This is a genomic window from Larkinella sp. C7, from assembly GCF_006149005.1.
Classification (GTDB): domain Bacteria; phylum Bacteroidota; class Bacteroidia; order Cytophagales; family Spirosomataceae; genus Larkinella.
On the sequence record NZ_VBSL01000012.1, the window covers coordinates 109,799 to 127,121 of the forward strand.

21 protein-coding genes and 1 tRNA gene are annotated in these 17,323 nt (G+C 47.8%); 5 read left to right on the plus strand and 17 right to left on the minus strand.

The window, feature by feature from the left end; translation table 11 throughout:
• Window positions 1–41: 41 nt before the first annotated feature.
• Window positions 42–812 (minus strand): HNH endonuclease signature motif containing protein, encoded by a 771-nt coding sequence (locus FH871_RS24230; RefSeq protein ID WP_138994018.1) that lies wholly within the window; start codon window positions 810–812, stop codon window positions 42–44.
• Between the two features lie 63 nt (window positions 813–875).
• Between FH871_RS24230 and FH871_RS24235 the strand changes: the two genes are divergently transcribed.
• Window positions 876–1,793 (plus strand): hypothetical protein, encoded by a 918-nt coding sequence (locus FH871_RS24235; protein ID WP_138994019.1) that lies wholly within the window; start codon window positions 876–878, stop codon window positions 1,791–1,793.
• A 175-nt stretch (window positions 1,794–1,968) separates the two neighbouring features.
• Here the strand turns inward: FH871_RS24235 and FH871_RS24240 are convergent, their stop codons facing one another.
• The 12 genes from FH871_RS24240 to FH871_RS24290 form a co-directional block, all read right to left on the minus strand.
• Window positions 1,969–4,512 (minus strand): DNA methyltransferase, encoded by a 2,544-nt coding sequence (locus tag FH871_RS24240; RefSeq protein WP_138994020.1) that lies wholly within the window; start codon window positions 4,510–4,512, stop codon window positions 1,969–1,971.
• Window positions 4,512–4,727, minus strand: coding sequence for a hypothetical protein (locus tag FH871_RS24245; RefSeq protein WP_138994021.1), 216 nt, complete (start codon window positions 4,725–4,727; stop codon window positions 4,512–4,514). The genes FH871_RS24240 and FH871_RS24245 overlap by 1 nt, the downstream gene beginning before the upstream one ends.
• 9 nt (window positions 4,728–4,736) lie before the next feature.
• Window positions 4,737–5,297, minus strand: a complete 561-nt coding sequence (locus FH871_RS24250; protein WP_138994022.1) for a hypothetical protein — start codon at window positions 5,295–5,297, stop codon at window positions 4,737–4,739.
• A gap of 4 nt (window positions 5,298–5,301) precedes the next feature.
• On the minus strand, window positions 5,302–5,730 hold the full coding sequence (locus FH871_RS24255; RefSeq protein WP_138994023.1) for a DUF4494 domain-containing protein: 429 nt from the start codon (window positions 5,728–5,730) through the stop codon (window positions 5,302–5,304).
• Window positions 5,663–6,022 (minus strand): hypothetical protein, encoded by a 360-nt coding sequence (locus tag FH871_RS24260; protein ID WP_138994024.1) that lies wholly within the window; start codon window positions 6,020–6,022, stop codon window positions 5,663–5,665. Before FH871_RS24260 ends, FH871_RS24255 begins: the two co-directional genes overlap by 68 nt.
• Before the next feature lie 8 nt (window positions 6,023–6,030).
• Window positions 6,031–6,531 carry a hypothetical protein gene (locus tag FH871_RS24265; RefSeq protein ID WP_138994025.1) on the minus strand — a complete coding sequence of 167 codons (501 nt, stop codon included), beginning with the start codon at window positions 6,529–6,531 and terminating at the stop codon, window positions 6,031–6,033.
• A gap of 112 nt (window positions 6,532–6,643) precedes the next feature.
• The gene (locus FH871_RS24270; protein WP_138994026.1) at window positions 6,644–7,417 is read right to left on the minus strand and encodes a hypothetical protein; all 774 of its coding nucleotides are present in this window, start codon (window positions 7,415–7,417) and stop codon (window positions 6,644–6,646) included.
• Window positions 7,398–8,306 carry a Lin1244/Lin1753 domain-containing protein gene (locus FH871_RS24275; RefSeq protein ID WP_138994027.1) on the minus strand — a complete coding sequence of 303 codons (909 nt, stop codon included), beginning with the start codon at window positions 8,304–8,306 and terminating at the stop codon, window positions 7,398–7,400. The genes FH871_RS24270 and FH871_RS24275 overlap by 20 nt, the downstream gene beginning before the upstream one ends.
• Window positions 8,303–8,476 carry a hypothetical protein gene (locus FH871_RS33280; protein WP_171062936.1) on the minus strand — a complete coding sequence of 58 codons (174 nt, stop codon included), beginning with the start codon at window positions 8,474–8,476 and terminating at the stop codon, window positions 8,303–8,305. The genes FH871_RS24275 and FH871_RS33280 overlap by 4 nt, the downstream gene beginning before the upstream one ends.
• Before the next feature lie 107 nt (window positions 8,477–8,583).
• Window positions 8,584–8,820 carry a hypothetical protein gene (locus tag FH871_RS24280; RefSeq protein ID WP_138994028.1) on the minus strand — a complete coding sequence of 79 codons (237 nt, stop codon included), beginning with the start codon at window positions 8,818–8,820 and terminating at the stop codon, window positions 8,584–8,586.
• Window positions 8,817–9,002 carry a hypothetical protein gene (locus FH871_RS24285; protein ID WP_138994029.1) on the minus strand — a complete coding sequence of 62 codons (186 nt, stop codon included), beginning with the start codon at window positions 9,000–9,002 and terminating at the stop codon, window positions 8,817–8,819. The genes FH871_RS24280 and FH871_RS24285 overlap by 4 nt, the downstream gene beginning before the upstream one ends.
• A gap of 8 nt (window positions 9,003–9,010) precedes the next feature.
• Window positions 9,011–9,292, minus strand: a complete 282-nt coding sequence (locus tag FH871_RS24290) for a helix-turn-helix domain-containing protein (protein WP_138994030.1) — start codon at window positions 9,290–9,292, stop codon at window positions 9,011–9,013.
• Between the two features lie 631 nt (window positions 9,293–9,923).
• Between FH871_RS24290 and FH871_RS24295 the strand changes: the two genes are divergently transcribed.
• Both FH871_RS24295 and FH871_RS24300 read left to right on the plus strand, forming a co-directional pair.
• On the plus strand, window positions 9,924–11,177 hold the full coding sequence (locus FH871_RS24295; RefSeq protein WP_138994031.1) for a S24 family peptidase: 1,254 nt from the start codon (window positions 9,924–9,926) through the stop codon (window positions 11,175–11,177).
• A 25-nt stretch (window positions 11,178–11,202) separates the two neighbouring features.
• Window positions 11,203–11,628 carry a hypothetical protein gene (locus FH871_RS24300; RefSeq protein WP_138994032.1) on the plus strand — a complete coding sequence of 142 codons (426 nt, stop codon included), beginning with the start codon at window positions 11,203–11,205 and terminating at the stop codon, window positions 11,626–11,628.
• A gap of 312 nt (window positions 11,629–11,940) precedes the next feature.
• Here FH871_RS24300 and FH871_RS33285 read toward each other — a convergent pair whose 3' ends face one another.
• The gene (locus FH871_RS33285; protein WP_171062937.1) at window positions 11,941–12,108 is read right to left on the minus strand and encodes a hypothetical protein; all 168 of its coding nucleotides are present in this window, start codon (window positions 12,106–12,108) and stop codon (window positions 11,941–11,943) included.
• Window positions 12,109–12,161: 53 nt separating this feature from the next.
• Here FH871_RS33285 and FH871_RS24305 point away from each other — a divergent pair, with 53 nt between their 5' ends.
• Window positions 12,162–13,460, plus strand: coding sequence for a site-specific integrase (locus FH871_RS24305; protein ID WP_138994033.1), 1,299 nt, complete (start codon window positions 12,162–12,164; stop codon window positions 13,458–13,460).
• A gap of 59 nt (window positions 13,461–13,519) precedes the next feature.
• Here FH871_RS24305 and FH871_RS24310 read toward each other — a convergent pair.
• Both FH871_RS24310 and hflX read right to left on the minus strand, forming a co-directional pair.
• Window positions 13,520–13,591 (minus strand) — tRNA-Arg (locus FH871_RS24310).
• Window positions 13,592–13,667: 76 nt separating this feature from the next.
• The gene (gene hflX / locus FH871_RS24315) at window positions 13,668–14,936 is read right to left on the minus strand and encodes a GTPase HflX (RefSeq protein ID WP_114409768.1); all 1,269 of its coding nucleotides are present in this window, start codon (window positions 14,934–14,936) and stop codon (window positions 13,668–13,670) included.
• A 452-nt stretch (window positions 14,937–15,388) separates the two neighbouring features.
• On the opposite strand from hflX, the gene FH871_RS24320 reads away from it, so the two are divergent.
• Window positions 15,389–16,774, plus strand: a complete 1,386-nt coding sequence (locus tag FH871_RS24320; protein WP_138994034.1) for an MATE family efflux transporter — start codon at window positions 15,389–15,391, stop codon at window positions 16,772–16,774.
• A gap of 58 nt (window positions 16,775–16,832) precedes the next feature.
• Here the strand turns inward: FH871_RS24320 and FH871_RS24325 are convergent, their stop codons facing one another.
• Complete coding sequence (locus tag FH871_RS24325; protein WP_138994035.1) at window positions 16,833–17,084, minus strand: hypothetical protein; 252 nt, start codon at window positions 17,082–17,084, stop codon at window positions 16,833–16,835.
• Window positions 17,085–17,323: the final 239 nt, after the last annotated feature.

Here is a 17,323-nt window from a genome sequence, read left to right on the forward strand (position 1 = left end):
GGGTACAGAATCCCTGCACCATCAAATGAGTGCTGGGATTTTTAATGTCGAAACCCATTGAGGGCATGTACAACAATGCCAAAGGGACGATTGATTACTCCGCCACCTACAATGATGTTAGCTTCACCTTCTGGACCTATCGCAATTTTTCTTTCATCAATTTTTATTGGAATACCTTTGAAATAGCTATTTCCTGTTATGCAAATTGACTTGCCATTTTCCCATATTCTTAAATAATGATCTGTATCTGCACGATCAATTATCCTAATTTCTCCTGGCCGACTCGTTAATATTCTAAATGAACTTGGTGCCCAATATCTATTTCTGGACATCCAAAATATTAAGTCTCCCTTTTTATTGTAAAATCTCACACTAAGGAATAATCTGCCATTTTCAATTCTAAGAGATATCATAGGTTCATCAAGCACAATTAAAGCATCTTGGACATTCAAGAAAGATGATCCACCTATTCGAATCAAATGGTTTTCGGTATTAGTTAGGAGTAAGCCTGGGAAACGATCTCCCCTCATATGAGTAGATTTTCTTTTAATTAGTTCGTCTATTGGTATTTCACCTTTATGTACTTGATCGTGACAGTTGGGGCATAATAATATAAGGTTTTCAGGTGTGTGCAACCCTCCTTGAGCATATTCAAAAATATGGTGTTGATGAGTTATAGGTGTTGAATCCCAAGCGCATTCAAAAAAATGCCTTGTACTAACCTCTCGTTGTACTGCTACAGGAATGTACCTACTTTTCTCATTTCTCTTAAAATTAGTTAGGTCGCTGAATCGATTGTTTTTGTTTCCCATTGTTAAATGTATTTGTTAATTATATATTTATTTAATTATTTTTTGAATTTACTAGACTATCAAATGAATTTACTAATAATTATTATAATAGCCTCACTTTCAGCATATTCTTCATTCATTTCTTCATCGGGTCCATTGACAGACAGGAGCGGTGTGAGAAATACAAAAAGACTTACAAAAAACGGAAAATGGGTAGTAGCAATAAATTTTGTACTGGTCACCATCCTTGCCATTCAAAGCTATTTGAATGATCTAGAGATTAAAGAGAAGGACATATTAGCGGAAAAAAAGCAAGGCTTAAGGGATATTATGTTGAAAAATAACTACGATTCCTCTCTGAGGGTTTCAAAAAAACAATCAGATTCTTCACTACTTGTAATGAAAGAAAGGTTTGATTTTGCTGATTCTAGTAAAACTAGAACAGTAGTTGAAGCACTTGGGAAATATAGTTTGAAATTAGATACTACTAATAAAAATATCGCAATTGTAAAAGATTCCGCAAAAACAAGAATTATTACGCCAAACGATCCTATAATAACATTATGTGACAATATTGGTATTGTGCCAAAATCTTTAAATAAAAAAAATCATATTTATGAAATTTCATTTTGTAGCGAAACAGCTAATAGTTCTAGCCTAGAATTAATGAATAGAATTGTAGTTGAGGACTCAACTAATATATTAAGAATAATAGGGAAAATCCCAATTTTAGATGTAGATAACTTGATCATGGGGAAAGGCGTCACTGCAGATTTGCAGATAGATGGATCTAAACCATATGATATCATGTATTTTACTATTGAAGGGGATTATAAAAATTTTGACAAATCTAAAAGTTACTCAATTAGTGAAATTTATTTTTATGATAAAAAGAAGAAAAGATTTGGCTACTTAAAAAATAGATTTAAAAATGATATTCTTAAATTTTTAAATAGCCGCTATGTCCCAAAATTATCGTCAGCAAGATTAGGGTTCGAATAATGATGTTGAGTAAATATTTCAAAGATTCTTCTCGGTCCTATAGTTAATATGTCGCTTTACTTTTCTCTTATCCTTGATAATCAACGGTCATTGCCAAGTTTTTATATTAATGTAGAAATGGAGTCAGCGACGGGAATAAGTCCATCGCCAAACAGCCATTTTTTTTAATAAAGTATCAGGAAACTTTTTGAAATTGTTCAGAATCAATTAGATCAAACAGTGTCGGCACGGTCTTTTTGTATTCGGCTTCCTGACAGTATTCACAGCCGAACCGCCAGTAAGCGGCATTCAATTCAACTCCATACCCACGTCGGTTCATTTTTATGGCAACGTACGGCACGGTCATTAAGCCGCCGAAAGGATCATACACCTGATCTCCTTCGTTGGAATAGCGACCGATCAACCGTTCCACGATATCCAGCTGTAGCGGGCAAACGTGGTTTTCGTTGCGCTTCTGAGTCTGGTTGCTGTTCAGGGTTCGCATCCGGACGATGTCCGTCCAGACGTTGTTGTAATGAGAACCGGGCGCGAAGAGCATGAACGAAGAGGGCATGCGACCGGCTTTTTCCAATTCAGAACCCATGTCGACGTGCTGACGGTAATCGTATACGTTCTTTTTATTCCAATCCCGGTACCAGCGTAGAATCGATTCGACATCCTTGCCGGTCATTTCCTCCGGTTGCAGCATCCGGTCACCCGATGAGCGCCAGAAACCGGATGCCTGAATTTGCCATTCCCGCCGGGGAAGCTGCTCTTTGGTGCGGGTTACCGGAACGTCCGCGTAACTGTTCGAGGTATCGGTTGGCAGCTTTCTGAACAGCAGAACGTACTCATTCTGGCCACAGCCCATTTTGGTGCCGTCCTTGCAAACCTCGGTGTGACCGAGCCGGTACGTCTGGTTGTTTTCCCGCACGACGTCCGTCACCACGACGATACGACCGCAGTAAATCCAGCCGTGTTTTGTAAAGGCCGTCACCGTTTTGTCGCTGAATGGATTAACCGAATACATGCCGTTGCCGGTCATACTGCCAAACTCGATCCGGTCTTTGACGTGGATGCAGGCCAGCCGCCCGGGTTGCGTCACCCGCAGGAGTTCCGGTACCAGATAATCCATTTGTTTGAAAAACGCTTCATCACCGGCATTGTGTCCGAAATCCTCATAAGCCGGGCTGTATTCGTATTGGTCGCTGAACGGAATCGACGTGACGACCAAACCGACGCTGTTGGTTTTCATTCGCTTGGTTTCCTTCACCGTATCGTTCCGCACGGCCGTGTACAGAATCCCTTTTTTCTCCAGACGTTCCACACCCAGGCTCCGCTTGATTTCAAACTCCATCGCGTTATTGACCAGCCCGTATTTTTTAATAATGTCCTGCATGGTGCGAACCAGGTGGCGGTGCAGGTCCCATTTGGCCAGTACCTGACGCATGATCTGATCTTCCGACTCGGTGTAGATGATATGCACCTCGACCGTGTGTTTCTGCTGGAAACGCTGGGTCCGGTGAATCGCCTGAATGAAATCGTTGAATTCGTAATTAATGCCCAGGAAGATATTGGCGTGACAATGGCGCTGAAAATTGCAGCCACTCCCGGCAATTTCGGGTTTGGTCGCCAGGATCCGGTGTTCCCCACGGCTAAAGGCCTGAATCAGCTCTTCGCGTTTTTCCAGATCCTGCGAACCGAAGGCCGTTACCGCATCGGGAAGAGCCGATTCGATTTCCTTCCGCTCATCTTCGAGGTGGTGCCAGAGCAACCAGTGTTTTTCCGGATCGTCGGCTTTGATGATGCCCACCGCTTTGGCAATCCGGTCGAGGAGTGATAACCGCTTTTCTCTGGCCGCATCTTTCAGGCTCAGAGCCGCATCGCGAAACAATTTGCCCTGACCCCAGCTATCATATCCGGCCACGGAATGATCGACCGGGATCCGGTGAAATACCACTTTTAGTTCCGGCAGATCGTACCCGGTATCATCATAACCCAAATCGGACGGCTTGGAGAGAAACAGTGCCCAGGACGATACCCACAGCCAGAATTCCCGTTCCTTGTGCGGATATAGCGTCAAATCACCCGCTTTCTCACTGTTGCGCTGGAAATACCGCGTGAGTGCCTGCCCGGTATCCATCACGCCTAAAAAACCGGCATAGTGAATCAGTTCTTTGGTCCGGTTCGGCGAGGGCGTAGCGGTGAAGACAAACCGGTGGGGGATGCACTCCAGTACGTCCAGAAACGTCTGGTAGGTCTTCGATCCGAACGACCGCAGTACAGACGCTTCGTCCAGACACACGCAGGAGAAAACCGAGAAGTCGGCAATCTGGCCCTCGCGAACCCGCTCGTAATTGGTGATCATGAACGGTGTTTCGCATTCGATCACCTCCTGATCCGTGCGAACGTACTGAACATCCATTCCCATCGCCGGGCCGTCATTTTCCGTGAACTCCTGACGGACGCCCAGCGGAGCGATGAACAACGTCTTGCCGCCCTTCACCCGGTAAATCTGACGGCCGATCTCCAGCTGGTCGCGGGTTTTACCCAGGCCGAAGGATTTGAAGATCGCCCGGCAGCCACCGGCCAGTGCCCACTTGACCGTATCGCGCTGGTGTGGAAACAGGCTTTCGTGCAGGTCGGAATCGGCCACCTCGAACCCTGAAACGGGAGACTCAAGTATTTTCTTTTCAATGAAGGCGTCGTAATCCAGTTCGAGCGTTTCGTTATTTTCCATCAGAATAATTTCGTTTGTTCGCCTTTTGATAGGTTACGAATGCGAATCAGCCTTGCTAAAACCGACTCCATTCGTTCCATTTGCAGTTTTGCCGTTTCCGGCTTAAGTGTTGGGCTGGGCCCTGAAGTCCATTTCGGGTAAACAGACCTGCGCATTTTCAATTCTCGCTCGATCTCGTGGATTTCATCGTCGATCGTTACCTCTTTCGCTGCCATACCTGATTGTTATTTTTGAGTTGGTTTCAGTCGCTTACCGGGTGCAAGCACCTCGACCTGTTCGCCTATGAACCGCTTTTGGGCAACTTCCTGCGCGGTGGCAAACCGGAACCGGTGCCCTTTCGCCACCTTGACTTTTCCGTTGCAGGCGTAGCCGATCATGGCGGTGGATATGCCCAGATCATTACGGGCATGCATGGCTGATTTGTAGAACTTCCCGTTGCTGAGGCACACCAGCGGTTTTACTTTGCCCCGGTTGCGAGTCGGCTTTTCCTCCGCAGGCACCGCAAGCGGCTCTGCAACCGGCTCCGATTCAGAAGCCCAGAAGTCCTGCTCAAAATCGCCGGGTTTGATGCCCGGGCCGATCAGCTTTTGTCCCATGCGGCCGTACTTCTGGATTTTCTCAGCAAGCCGCTTTTTTTCGAAAAAGATGTAGGTACCGGGCTTGACATCCGGTCCGGTGACCAGGTACCGTTTCTTCCCGGTAAGGGACGGAATGGCGACGTTTTCACCGGCGGGCTTGAATCCCCATCCGGAGGAGCCGACTGTTTGTGTGGCAGGTTTTCTCATGAGATCAGGCGGCTTCGGGTTTTTGATACAGGAACACTTCAAGGATGTTCGACTTTTTGACGTCTATGATTTCGTAGGGAATGAGCGTTGTTTTCAACCCTTCGTTGACGCGTTCGTGAGCATTGGCGACGTCGGTTGCGCTGACCAGAATGTTAATTGGAATTCGCTTTTCTTTACCCTTATCGTTTTCGGTAATGTACACGACGTTGCAGAGGTATTTATCATCGATCGATTCGTCCAAAAACATGTCGTGGACTTTAAACGGATCCATCCGTTTGATGGAAAAATCGTTGTGGAGCAATTCCATTTCCCGGTAGAGTATGGCTTCGCCTTCGGTCCAACTGACTGCATCGACCAGATAGACTTCATTTTTTGTCACGAATTTGCCCTGCTCGTTTTGCTGCTGGAACCGGATTTGTGCTTTTAGGTACATGAGTATTGAGTTTTAAAGTGAAATTCAGAGTAATGCCCAGATGCTCCTGGATGACGGTTTGCACTTCCGCAGCGCATTCGTTGAAGCCTTTCATGTAATGCACCGTCTGGCAGTAGTCGATGGCGCGCATCAAAGTGACCCGCTGAGGCAAATCGACTTTGGTCGGCTTATTGTCTTTTACATCCTGAACCGATGCGTAGTACTGGCCACCGATCTTTTCGTAGCCGAGGTACATTTCGAGGATTTCGTCACGTTCCTGCTCGGTTAATACCTGTTTCCAGATTCCGTCCATAGTTTTGATTAGAGTCCGACGACGTAGCTGCACGCATCGATGATTTCCTGATTATTTGTTTTCAGGCCAGTGAACCGGGTAAATTCAAGCCGGGTCCACTTTTCTTTCCGGGGCATTTCTTCGACGAATCCGAATCCGTGATGCTCCAGAAAGGCTTTGATTGTCAGCCCGACGCCTTCGTTTTGCCCAACCCGCCGGGCCATTTCTTCCCGGACTCGTTTCTCGTAATCCTTTGCCCGAATCGATCCCGGTTCGACGCCTTTCGGCAATTTGACCGTGTGGTAATTCGCTTTCGGGTTCAGATAACCCGCTTCGAGGTGGACGAAAACATGATCTTTCCCGAGGTCAAGCAGCCACGCCTGTAGGTCTACAAAGGGCATTACCTGGGCGACCAGTACTTTTCGATCCTTCCGGGACCACATGCCTACTCCCGATGCTTTGAGATCCGGATCGATGCCGACAGCGTAGGGAAACCGGCGATTCGGCAGTTGATAAAGCGGTTTTTCCATTACGGCTTTTCCGGTTCGGTGTGGTGGCCGGGGCCAATTTGAAAGGCCAAATAGACCAGGTAAGCAGCCAGGCAGATGAGGGCCAGAAACAAGATTTTAGCGATAAGCATGGTTACAGTGATGGGGTTGATTTGAGACTGGAGACGACCACGACGAAATCCGATTCGGGAATCAAGCTGACGAGGTAGTGATTGAGTGCCAGAACTTTTGCATAGGTGAGGACCCGGTTAGAAGCCGTCGGTGTCAGCATGCCGTTGATCAGGCTGGCCAGATCGCGGATCTGCTTGGTGCGTTCTGTTTCGTGCAGGGTTTTGTTTTTGCCCTGGTTGTTGGCGATATCCCAGGTGATTTCGTCGATAGCCCGGTTCCAGAAACCAATTTTCTGCTCCTTGCTCATCTGGATTTTCCCTTTCGAATCGAGCCAGTCGTACAGCGCATTGCCCAGGTCCTGATACTGCCCCCCGTGTTTGACGGTTTCGACGGCGCGTTTGAGCGTGAATTCCATCCACTTCTCCGCTTCGTCCTGATCAGGCTCTTTAGGCGTTGATTCGGGCAAAAGCAGTTGGTCCCGGTAGACGCGCTGCAACTCGACATTGCCTTGCCGAAACCGCAGGTAGGCAGCCATCACGTCGGAGAAGTAATTCGGATCGATGGCCCTGTAAACCTCAATGCCCAGTTTGCGCGAAACCAGCAGCTCATACGCCAGCTTGATTTCTTCGATCGTCCAGGTTGCGTACTGACTCTGAATCCATTTCAAAACCGTCAGTACGGTTTTCAGGTGTTCAGGCTTGTCCTCCGCCGAAACCTTGATCCCGATCAGGGCGATGATGCCATTCAGCAGGGCATTCAGGTCGTTGACCGTGGCGTCAGCCACTTTCTTGCCCATTCTGCATGTAATCAAGGAGCTCGTCGTCGGTTGTAATTGCAAGTGCTTTAGTTGCTCTTGGACTGCCTGAACGGGCAACTGACTGGCTGTTTGCGCTGTGATAAGTTCGCTGCTCATTGGTAACGGGTTGTTCTTCGATTTTTTTCCTAATCCAGTTGTAGCAATGGCTTTTGGCTTCACCCCAGATCCGGGCTCGCTGGTTCTGGGCGATGGTTTGTTCGGCGAAAAACCGCCCGATCATGCTGATGATTTTTGCGGTATCGTACTCCCCGGCAGCGTCTTTGACGCCCAGCGCCCGAGCGGTTGTTCGCACGAATTCCGAATCGGCCTGAAGGCGGGTTTCGTGTTCGCTTAAAATTTCGGACAACTCATCGGGGGAAGAGGGGGGCCGCGCAACGGGGGTGATAGGGGGCGAAGTGGCCTGTGGGTCTACCGGCAAATTTTCGCCTTCGCGCGTTTTAACATCATCAACAACATCTTCTATTATATTACTATTAAGTACTATACTATTAGGAGCGTTACTAACGCGGTTGTAACGCGTTACATCTTTCGTATCTTGCTTATTTTCACGGTGTTGTGAAACTCGAATCTTCGTATTTTCTCGTTTTTTGTCGAAAGTTTCGAGATAGTTTGTCAGTCTTTTGTTGGAAGTTTCACCATTCGACGATGATATGAGCCCGATTTCTTCCAGAAAACTCCAGCATTTTTCAAGGCGTCTCCCCACTTCAAGCTGACGTTTCAGCACGATGGTTTTAACCGGTTTTTCCTGTGCCGCCAGCTTTTCAAGTACCGTATAGAATAGACCTAGCCCCTCGTAACCGTACCGCATATAGAGTTCGGTTATCTTCTCGTCTTGGAAAGCGTTCGTATCGTGCAGGAAGTATTTCACCGGCTTTTATTTGAATGGTCAGGTATGATGCAGATGGCCAGCACCGCCAGAAACAGGCAACCGGTCCATAGGGGCAATTCGTCGGTACGGTGGGTTCGGTAAGCCTCGATTCGCACCGACAGGCAGACGAGGATCACAAGAATGGTCAGCATGACTAAAAGGGTTTTCATGATCACTGAGCGGGTTTAGGAGTGACTACAGGGATGGGATCGACCGGATCGAAAATGAGAATGCCGGGCTCGGGCTGGTAGATGACGACCGTCGGATGCTCCATAACTTACCGGGTGAAATAGGCCAGCGCAACACAGAAGAGCAGGGCGGCAAGGCCTCCGGCAAGCAGGATCAGGCTGTCCTGTACCCACAGCCGCAGTGACCGCAGACGTTTCAGGATACGCGTTTGCTTTTCCAGTTTCAGGCTATCCCACCAGGTCAGAAAGATGGCCAAGCCGGTGGAGCTGGTGAGTGCGGAGCCGAACAACAGACCGGCAGCTTGAAAGGCGATAGAAGTGGTCATGACTTATGAAGTTGAGTAGTGATGCGTTTGCGTACCTTGTCGACGTGCTGCAGCTCGCCGAGGCTGATGCCGGCCGATTGCCGGATGAACTTCCGGTAGCGGAGTTCTTCGCTGGACATCTCCAGCAGCTTTTCGATGACCTCAGCGTCACGGGCTGATAGTTCCAGAATGACCTTTTTCATCGTGGCTATCAGGCTTTGGCCGGTGGGAAATGGGACAGAAAATACTCCAGCTCATCCGGGAAAATGCGGACTCCCCGATCGACAATCCCGGCCGCAGGCTTGAGGAAGATGTGTTTTTTCCCTCCGTTGATCGGACGGCCTTTGTGAATCCAGTTGTACACCGTATCAGGCGAAAAGCTGGTGAGAAAGGCCACATCCTCCACATCGTACAGCAGCTTCTGGCGAATGGCCGAAAGGCGGGTCAATTGCTTGATTTCAGCCAGCTCTTTGGCGATGTCAGGCGTTTCCATGCGTGGTGTTGGTTTGGGTAATAGCTCCCTAGCGAGTCTGGTTTCCATCTTATTTGACCGTCGTATAAGTAACTTGCTCAAATGTCAAATTAATTTGAACAATATGCAAGTTAATGGTCAAAAAAATATTTGCGAGTTGTTCAAGTTATTCAACCTGGAATTGGACACGGGAGGTATTTAGCAGGAGGATTCGTGCCTATTTTTGGGCATTTTGAAGAACCATTTACTAAAAAATCACAAAGCCATGGCTCCTTTTTTTATTAAAAGCTTAGTGCGCTCATTTTTTTGAACCAATGCGCTTTGTGCATCATGTATTGCATTGATTATCAATAACTCACTACTTGGGGATACAGGCGTTCCAACCGCGAAAGCACGGAGGGTTTCGTGGGAAATTCCTTGGCAATGCTTCATAACCTCAGCCCTGCCGAGGGATTCTAATGCCGCTTGGTAGTAGGAGTAACTCTCTGGGTTACTCTGTACGGGACCTGGGTTTGTTTTTGTTCGCGCCATGTTTGTATATTACTTGAAAGATATTCAAATGAATTATTGACCGTTCACATAGAATGTTAGCAAATATTACAAATTTCTTGCAAACATTTGCAGGTGAACGTCAAAAAAAATAACTACAACCGTGACGTTTGCCGAAAAAATGATTTTAGCTCAGTCTCATTATGATTGGTCTCCAGTGGAGATGGCAGAACAGTTACGGGTTCCTGTTGAGGTTATTCAAGGGTTGGAGTCTGGGAAGATGCTCCCAGATGGGGATTTTATCGAGAGAATATCGCTATTGACCGGCACCAACTCTTCCGACTGGCTCAATAATGAAGTCGATTTGCCCAGATTACCATCATACAATCTTTTTGACCCGCCGACTCTTCATGCAAAAACAGACGAAGAGGCAAAGAGGTATAGGCTGAGAAAGTTAATTAGCCATTTTGACCAAGGGGAGCAGCGGTCATTTGCTGAGCGAATTGGGCTGAGAGAAGACTTTCTGAGTAAAATGCTCTCAGAAAAATCACGTGAAAAGATAACAAACAGGACATTAATTAAAATCGCCAAGCATACAGGAGCTTCTTTTGAGTGGCTTTCTTCAGGCGTTGGACCCTGGCTGAAATCGAATAAAAATTCTCAGGTAAGTGACCATGAAGGTCGAGCATTAAAGCAATATCTAGAAGTAAACAACATAACGTTAGAAGCGGCTGGGGAGGCTATTGGTAAGGTTCGCAGCAATGTTTCCTATTACATCGGAAAGGAGAAGTTGGGAGATAAGGTATGGCAAATGTTATCCGAAAGTCCCTTACAGATCACGCGTGAAAAAGTAATGAACAAACAACAAATCCAGAAAAATGACACCACAAACACCCGTTCAACTATGTATTATCGAAACCAATTATCAGGCTCTGTCATTGACGATCCAAGAAACCATTACCATAAAGCCGAACCTATCCCCTTAGAAGAAACCTATATAGAACTGCCATATTTGCCACAGACCGCCAGAGCGGGTTTGGATGCGGAAAGATATTGGCAGATGCCCCAAGAGACCATACGGGTCAGAGCGTCCGCAATTCCACCAGGAATGGAGAAAAAGGAATGGTGGATTATAAAAATTGACGGCGACTCAATGGAGCCTCAGCTCATTTCAGGTGCAAAGGTTTTAGCATACAGGGTTGAGCACGATTCGTTTCGCTTAATCCGGCCTCAGGTTTTGGCAGTTCAATATGGCGAGGAGGTAGTAGTTAAACGAATCGTAGAGAATCAATATGAAGAGAAGAGAGGCTTTATGCTGCACTCCGATAACCCTCCACCTAATCCGTATTTCGTCAAGGCTGATGACATAAAGCAAATATGGGTAATTGTAAAAATTTATGATGCCCCAGTAAGGTAAGTATTAGTTTAAACTCAACTTGTATATGAAAAACCTATTCAACCACTTTTTTGTCCTTCTTTTTGTATTTTCTCTGGTTGGTTGCGGAAAGGAAGCCGAAAAAGAGGCCGAGATTGATCCTGATTTTACTAAAGGATTAACAGGAAAATACGCAATAACCTCCTATACAGAAGGGAAAACGACATTGACTTTTCCCCAGCCTGGCGCAAATGGAGAGATGCTGGTAGAAAAGATAGACAACACTCACGTTAGTATTTTCCCCACTATCACTGTTGGAACAGTAAGTCTTTTTGAATTCGATAAGGTTTCTGTTGAACTGAAACACGAATCCGGAAATACGTTTGGAATCTACAACAGTGGCACGAAATACGGCACAATATCTCCGACCGCAGTTTTGATTTCTGATACCTCGTTAGATGGTACATTTTTCGAGTTAAAAGGCAAGCGATAGAACCAATCACTTATGGAAATATCTCGCTACATCCGATCGGACCGGGTGGGTTGCAAAATTTCAGACGAACGATCGAAAAGATGAAGATAACCATTACTACTACCTATAATGGCCGTCAATACGATGGCCTTAGGAGCGCAATTAAAGACTCAATCGTCGATCGAATTAACGAACGTGTACAAGCCAAATTGGAGCCTTTTAAATCGGAACTAAGCCAATTTCCAGCCGGAAGCATTACGGTCGATGTGGCCGAAGACCTCAGTAGTTATACCATAAAATACAAGGATTTACCGGACGAATTGGTAGAACGGATTATAAATTCGACACAACCAGATTGACGTTGGATTCGTTGATTTCGCAGACCAGTCGTTTTATAGCTTCAATGTGCTTATCAATTTCTTGCGCCTTCTTCTGAATTAAATCTAATTCAAGAGTGTCGATTTTTACACTTGCGATGCGGGTATTTGCTACTTGCGACATGGTGATTTTCGTTTGAAACGTTCTAAGCAAATATAATCAAACAGTAAACAACAATGGAAATATCTCGCTACATCCGATCGGACCGGGTGGATAAGGAAGGATTTTGCCAAATTCATTTCCGTGTCTGCTGGTCTCAGCGGAAAATCAGGTTCAGCTCCGGACAGGTGGTCAAACCCGACGAGATCATTGAACTGACCGAATCGATCAAAGACCCGCTAACCGGTAGAAAAAAGGAACGCAAAAAGCTCCAGACCAAAAACCGGAAAGTAAATAGGATACTCGATACGTATTCCGATTGCCTTTATGATTATTTCGATGGATTTACCGGCATACCTACCGAGGCCCAGGTACAGGCTGAGGTCGAGCGCATACGGATTGAGGAATTAAATCAGGCTCCAAAACCGGTAAAAGCTCCGGATCCGGAACCTGAGCCAGAACCGGAACAGATTCGTTTTTATACTTTCTGGGATCAATTTATTTCGGAGCACCGGGCGATCAAGTCCCACAACTATATTCGGCATTTCATTCCGGTAAGAGACCACCTAAAAAGGTTCTCTCCAGAGTTGGACTTCCATGATGTAACGACGCAGTTTGCGAACCGATTCATTCAGTATATGATGTCGACCGGCGTCACGGACGATACGGCCTACAATGCGTTAAAAAAGGTCAGAGCGGTCATGAAATACGCCCGGAAGTGCGGACTCAACGTGCCCGGCGATTTTGAAGACTTTCCAACCTACCGGTCGATCGTTCAACGGGAAGCCCTGAAATGGGATGAGGTCATAAAATTACAGGCGGCAGATCTTCCGGATTACCTCGCCAGACAACGGGACGTTTTTCTATTCCAGTGTTTTACTGGTCTCCGCTGGAGCGATCTGCCTCACGCCCGGCCGGGGAACCTCATCGAGATGCAGGGCGAAGACAACGAGGTGGCACCGGTGCTCCGGTTGGTGCAGCAGAAGGGTAGGAGGGAAAACCTTTTGCCGCTTTCGGAGCTGGCCATTGAAATTCTCAATAAGTACAATGGTAAGTTGCCCCTGATCACCAGTCAGAATTATAACGAGTACATCAAGGAAGCTGCTAAAAGAGCGGGATTAAATCGCCGGGTGATCGATACCCAGTACCGAAACGGCCAGCGGTTTGACGAAGAATATTTTTTACATGAATACATTTCTTCCCATACCGGACGTCATACCTTTGCCATGATCAGCCTGGAGCGCAAGATTGACATTACGGATTTAAGCGGACTGATGGGTCACGGCAGCATTGAAACTACGATGATTTACCGAACGCTGCGGGGAGAGGATAAGATAAAAGTGGTTAAAAAGGCCTGGGGTAAAAATGCTATTTGACCCCAGACGTGACCCCAATAATTGCAATGTGCCTTAAATGCGTCAAAAAAGCGTATTTGTGGTCCCACCGGGAATCGAACCCAGATCTAAAGTTTAGGAAACTTCTATTCTATCCGTTGAACTATGAGACCAGAAAAAACCTGGAAGGCCTTTCGAACCTTCTAGGTTTGAAATGTGGTAGTATACGCAAAAATGCTTAGAAATCTGTTATTTACCAAAATTGCCGGTATCATCGGCTTCCTCGGCCCAGTTGCCCAGCGGCACCTCCAGCCAGTTGGGGTAGATGGCGTAGTGCTTCTCTTTCACCATGGCATACAGCAGGTTACGCAACTCTTCGATGTTCTCGCGCGTCTCCGCCGAGATGAAAACAACGTGTTCCGCTTTTTGCGTTAAATACGTCTTTTTCAAATAATCGAGGGCGGTTTGCTTCCGAATCGCCACCGGCAAATCGTCGTCAAAATCGTCCTCCTGGTGCATCCACTCGTCGCGGGGTTCAAACTGGTCTATTTTGTTGAATACCAGTACCGTCGGTTTTTCTCCCGCCGGACCACCGACTCCGATTTCCGTTAAAATATCGTTGACGATCCCAATGTGTTCTTCAAACGACGGATGGGAAACATCCACCACATGCAACAAAATATCGGCTTCGCGTACCTCATCGAGCGTCGATTTAAAGGCTTCGACCAGCGTTGTGGGCAACTTTCGGATGAAACCAACGGTGTCGGTCAGCAGAAACGGGATGTTGCCCAGTACCACTTTACGAACCGTGGAATCGACCGTGGCGAATAGCTTGTTTTCGGCAAACACCTCCACTTTGGCGAGCGTCCGCATCAGCGTCGACTTGCCCACGTTGGTGTAGCCTACCAGCGAAACCCGCACCAGCCGGTCGCGCTCCTTGCGCCGGGTGTAGCTCTGTTTATCAATTTTTTCCAGCTTCTCTTTTAGAAATGCGATCCGATCCTGCACAATCCGGCGGTCGGTTTCGAGTTCCTTTTCACCCGGACCCCGGGTTCCCACTCCGGCTTTCATCCGGCTTAAGTGGGTCCACATCCGGGTCAGACGGGGGTACATATACTGATACTGAGCGAGTTCAACCTGCAATTTCGACTGGGCGGTTTGCGCCCGCATTGCGAAGATGTCCAGAATCAACAGACTCCGGTCCAGCACTTTGACGTCCGTAAAGGCCGCTTCCAGGTTCCGGACCTGCGAGGGCTTCAAATCGTCGTCAAAAATGACCATATCGACCGGGTTGTCAATTACGAACGTGCGGATCTCTTCCAGCTTCCCTTTCCCCACATACGTTCGGGTGTCGGGCTGGTCGAGTTTCTGGATAAACGATTTGACGGTAATGACGCCCAGCGTCTGGGCCAGAAAGGCCAGTTCGTCCAGGTATTCCTGGGTTTTTTCGGCCGACTGCTTCTGCGTTACCAGGGCCACCAGCACCGCAGTTTCGGGCTGTTTGTGATTTTCAATCATAGAGGAAACTAGTTAGGAAGGTACTGAACGGATCACAGCACCGATTCGACGCACGAATCGCCGATCCCGGGTCCAATAACCTTAAATTACGTGAGAATAAAGAATATATGAGAATAAAGAATATAACCGTGGAATACACAAACGGTTTTTAGCGGAAGCGGAAGGGGCCGAAATCGGCAAATAGGTTCATGGGCGTACTACCTTTAAGCGGTACAAAGTTACGCTTTTATTCTCAAAAAAATAATATGTTTTCCTCAAACTTTCTTTTTTGGCTAAAATCTTTCTGTACATTTGCAGTCTCAAAGCGAAAAGCCCATGAACACCCTCACCCGCTAAGGGTCCCCTCCACGTCTCTTTCAATCGTCCTGTCTGACCGACCGACGATCTGAACTTTCCGTATTCAAGCTGTTGTCTTATTCGGCGATTCCGTCGCCGGTTTCCTGTTTTCAATCATGACGAAATTTTTTCGCCTGTTACTAGCCGCTTTGCGCGGTACAGAAAATCACTATACCTCCGGTAGCATCAACCGGGCCATTTTCATGCTGTCGGTTCCGATGGTGCTGGAGATGGTGATGGAGTCTCTTTTTGCGGTCGTCGACGTCTTTTTTGTCGCCAAAATCAGTACAGAAGCCGTCGCCACCGTGGGCCTGACCGAGTCGGTTCTAACCATTGTTTATTCCATCGCCATTGGGTTGAGTACGGCCGCAACGGCCCTGGTGTCCAGGCGCGTCGGCGAAGGCAATGCGCGCGAAGCCGGCAAATCGGTGGCGCAGGTTATCCTGGTTTCCATCGGAATTGCCCTGGTCATCGGTATTCCGGGGGCGGTTTTTGCCGAAGATATTCTGCGGCTGATGGGCGGCAACGAGCAACTCATTGCCAACGGTTCCGGATTTACACGGCTGATTTTTGCCAGTTCAGCCGCTATCATTCTGCTCTATACCCTGAGCGGGTGTTTGCGGGGCGCGGGGGAGGCTTCCACAGCCATGCGGTCGCTCTGGATTGCCAACGGACTCAACATTGCGCTTTGTCCCATTTTTATCTTTGGCTGGGGGCCAATTCCCGAAATGGGCGTGGTCGGTTCGGCCATTGCCACCACGATTGGCCGCTCGGCGGGGGCGGTTTATCAATTGTATAGTCTGATGCGAAACGGCCGCATCGTTCAGGTCGCTGCCACAGATTTTCGCCCGCATACCGGCATCATCCGCAACCTGCTGGGCATCGCTGCCGGCGGAACGGCGCAGTTTCTGGTGGGTTCGGCGAGTTGGGTTTTCCTGACGCGTATACTCTCGACGTTCGGCAGCGATGTCGTTGCGGGCTATACGATAGCCATTCGGATCATGATTTTTACGATCATGCCGTCGTGGGGCATGGCGAATGCGGCCGCAACGCTCGTTGGCCAGAATCTCGGTGCGGGGCAACCCGAGCGGGCCGAAACCTCGGCCTGGCGGGCGGCTTTCTGTAACATGCTGTTTCTGCTGGGGGTCGGTATATTGTTCTACACCGGCGCCAGCGAAATCGTCGGCCTGTTCAACCGCGACCCGAAGGTGGTGGAAATTGCGGTGCAGTGCCTGCGGATTTTCTGTCTGGGGTACGTCTTTTTCGCCTACGGCATGGTCATCAGCCAGGCGTTGAACGGAGCCGGTGATACCCGAACGCCAACGCTCATCAACGTGGTCTGTTTCTGGGTGATCGAAATACCGCTGGCGTATCTGCTGGCGAATACATTTAACTGGGGACCGGAAGGCGTATTCTGGTCGGTAGCCTTCAGTGAATCATTGCTGGCAGTGATTGCGGTCTGGGTTTTCCGCCGGGGACGCTGGAAATTGGTGAAGGTGTAACAGGATTCGGTCAGCGGTTTTTCGGCAAAAACCGCTGACCGGCCTTCCCGCTAACCCACTATGTACTTAAAATCTGCAAATACGCCAGTCTCAATTCCTGTAGGTTCGCAGCCATGGGCGCACCGTCGAATGCTTCCAGCGGCAAATCGGTCCGCTTTCCTTCCCGGTCGATCAGAAACGCTGAAATCATCTGAAATCCAGCCGTATACAATTGATTGACGAGTTCCATTTGATGGTCGATCTCCGTTGAGAAGAGCTTAACCGTAAACTTCTCGCCGTGAGACGATAGCAGGGAGATGTAAAGCCACATGATGTAAGGATAGGATGATATCGGTAAAAGAAGACAATTTTGAAGCCAAGACAGGTGGCAGACGGAAATAATGATTGAATGGTCCCAAAATGCATGAAAACCGGTGATGTAAGGAGTCAATCCTACTCTGGTACAATCAATGCTGTACTATTTTGCGAAAAACCAGTCTTTTCCAATGAACCTTAGGTAAAACCTGATTTTTACAAACTTTTCCCTAAACTTGCTGCATTGTTCACCAG

Coding starts and splice junctions, on each gene's coding strand:
- FH871_RS24230 (WP_138994018.1), bottom strand. CDS start 812: ATGGGAAACAAAAACAATCGATTCAGCGACCTAACTAATTTTAAGAGA.
- FH871_RS24235 (WP_138994019.1), top strand. CDS start 876: ATGAATTTACTAATAATTATTATAATAGCCTCACTTTCAGCATATTCT.
- FH871_RS24240 (WP_138994020.1), bottom strand. CDS start 4,512: ATGGAAAATAACGAAACGCTCGAACTGGATTACGACGCCTTCATTGAA.
- FH871_RS24245 (WP_138994021.1), bottom strand. CDS start 4,727: ATGGCAGCGAAAGAGGTAACGATCGACGATGAAATCCACGAGATCGAG.
- FH871_RS24250 (WP_138994022.1), bottom strand. CDS start 5,297: ATGAGAAAACCTGCCACACAAACAGTCGGCTCCTCCGGATGGGGATTC.
- FH871_RS24255 (WP_138994023.1), bottom strand. CDS start 5,730: ATGTACCTAAAAGCACAAATCCGGTTCCAGCAGCAAAACGAGCAGGGC.
- FH871_RS24260 (WP_138994024.1), bottom strand. CDS start 6,022: ATGGACGGAATCTGGAAACAGGTATTAACCGAGCAGGAACGTGACGAA.
- FH871_RS24265 (WP_138994025.1), bottom strand. CDS start 6,531: ATGGAAAAACCGCTTTATCAACTGCCGAATCGCCGGTTTCCCTACGCT.
- FH871_RS24270 (WP_138994026.1), bottom strand. CDS start 7,417: ATGGGCAAGAAAGTGGCTGACGCCACGGTCAACGACCTGAATGCCCTG.
- FH871_RS33280 (WP_171062936.1), bottom strand. CDS start 8,476: ATGAAAACCCTTTTAGTCATGCTGACCATTCTTGTGATCCTCGTCTGC.
- FH871_RS24280 (WP_138994028.1), bottom strand. CDS start 8,820: ATGACCACTTCTATCGCCTTTCAAGCTGCCGGTCTGTTGTTCGGCTCC.
- FH871_RS24285 (WP_138994029.1), bottom strand. CDS start 9,002: ATGAAAAAGGTCATTCTGGAACTATCAGCCCGTGACGCTGAGGTCATC.
- FH871_RS24290 (WP_138994030.1), bottom strand. CDS start 9,292: ATGGAAACGCCTGACATCGCCAAAGAGCTGGCTGAAATCAAGCAATTG.
- FH871_RS24300 (WP_138994032.1), top strand. CDS start 11,203: ATGAAAAACCTATTCAACCACTTTTTTGTCCTTCTTTTTGTATTTTCT.
- FH871_RS33285 (WP_171062937.1), bottom strand. CDS start 12,108: ATGTCGCAAGTAGCAAATACCCGCATCGCAAGTGTAAAAATCGACACT.
- FH871_RS24305 (WP_138994033.1), top strand. CDS start 12,162: ATGGAAATATCTCGCTACATCCGATCGGACCGGGTGGATAAGGAAGGA.
- hflX (WP_114409768.1), bottom strand. CDS start 14,936: ATGATTGAAAATCACAAACAGCCCGAAACTGCGGTGCTGGTGGCCCTG.
- FH871_RS24320 (WP_138994034.1), top strand. CDS start 15,389: ATGACGAAATTTTTTCGCCTGTTACTAGCCGCTTTGCGCGGTACAGAA.
- FH871_RS24325 (WP_138994035.1), bottom strand. CDS start 17,084: ATGTGGCTTTACATCTCCCTGCTATCGTCTCACGGCGAGAAGTTTACG.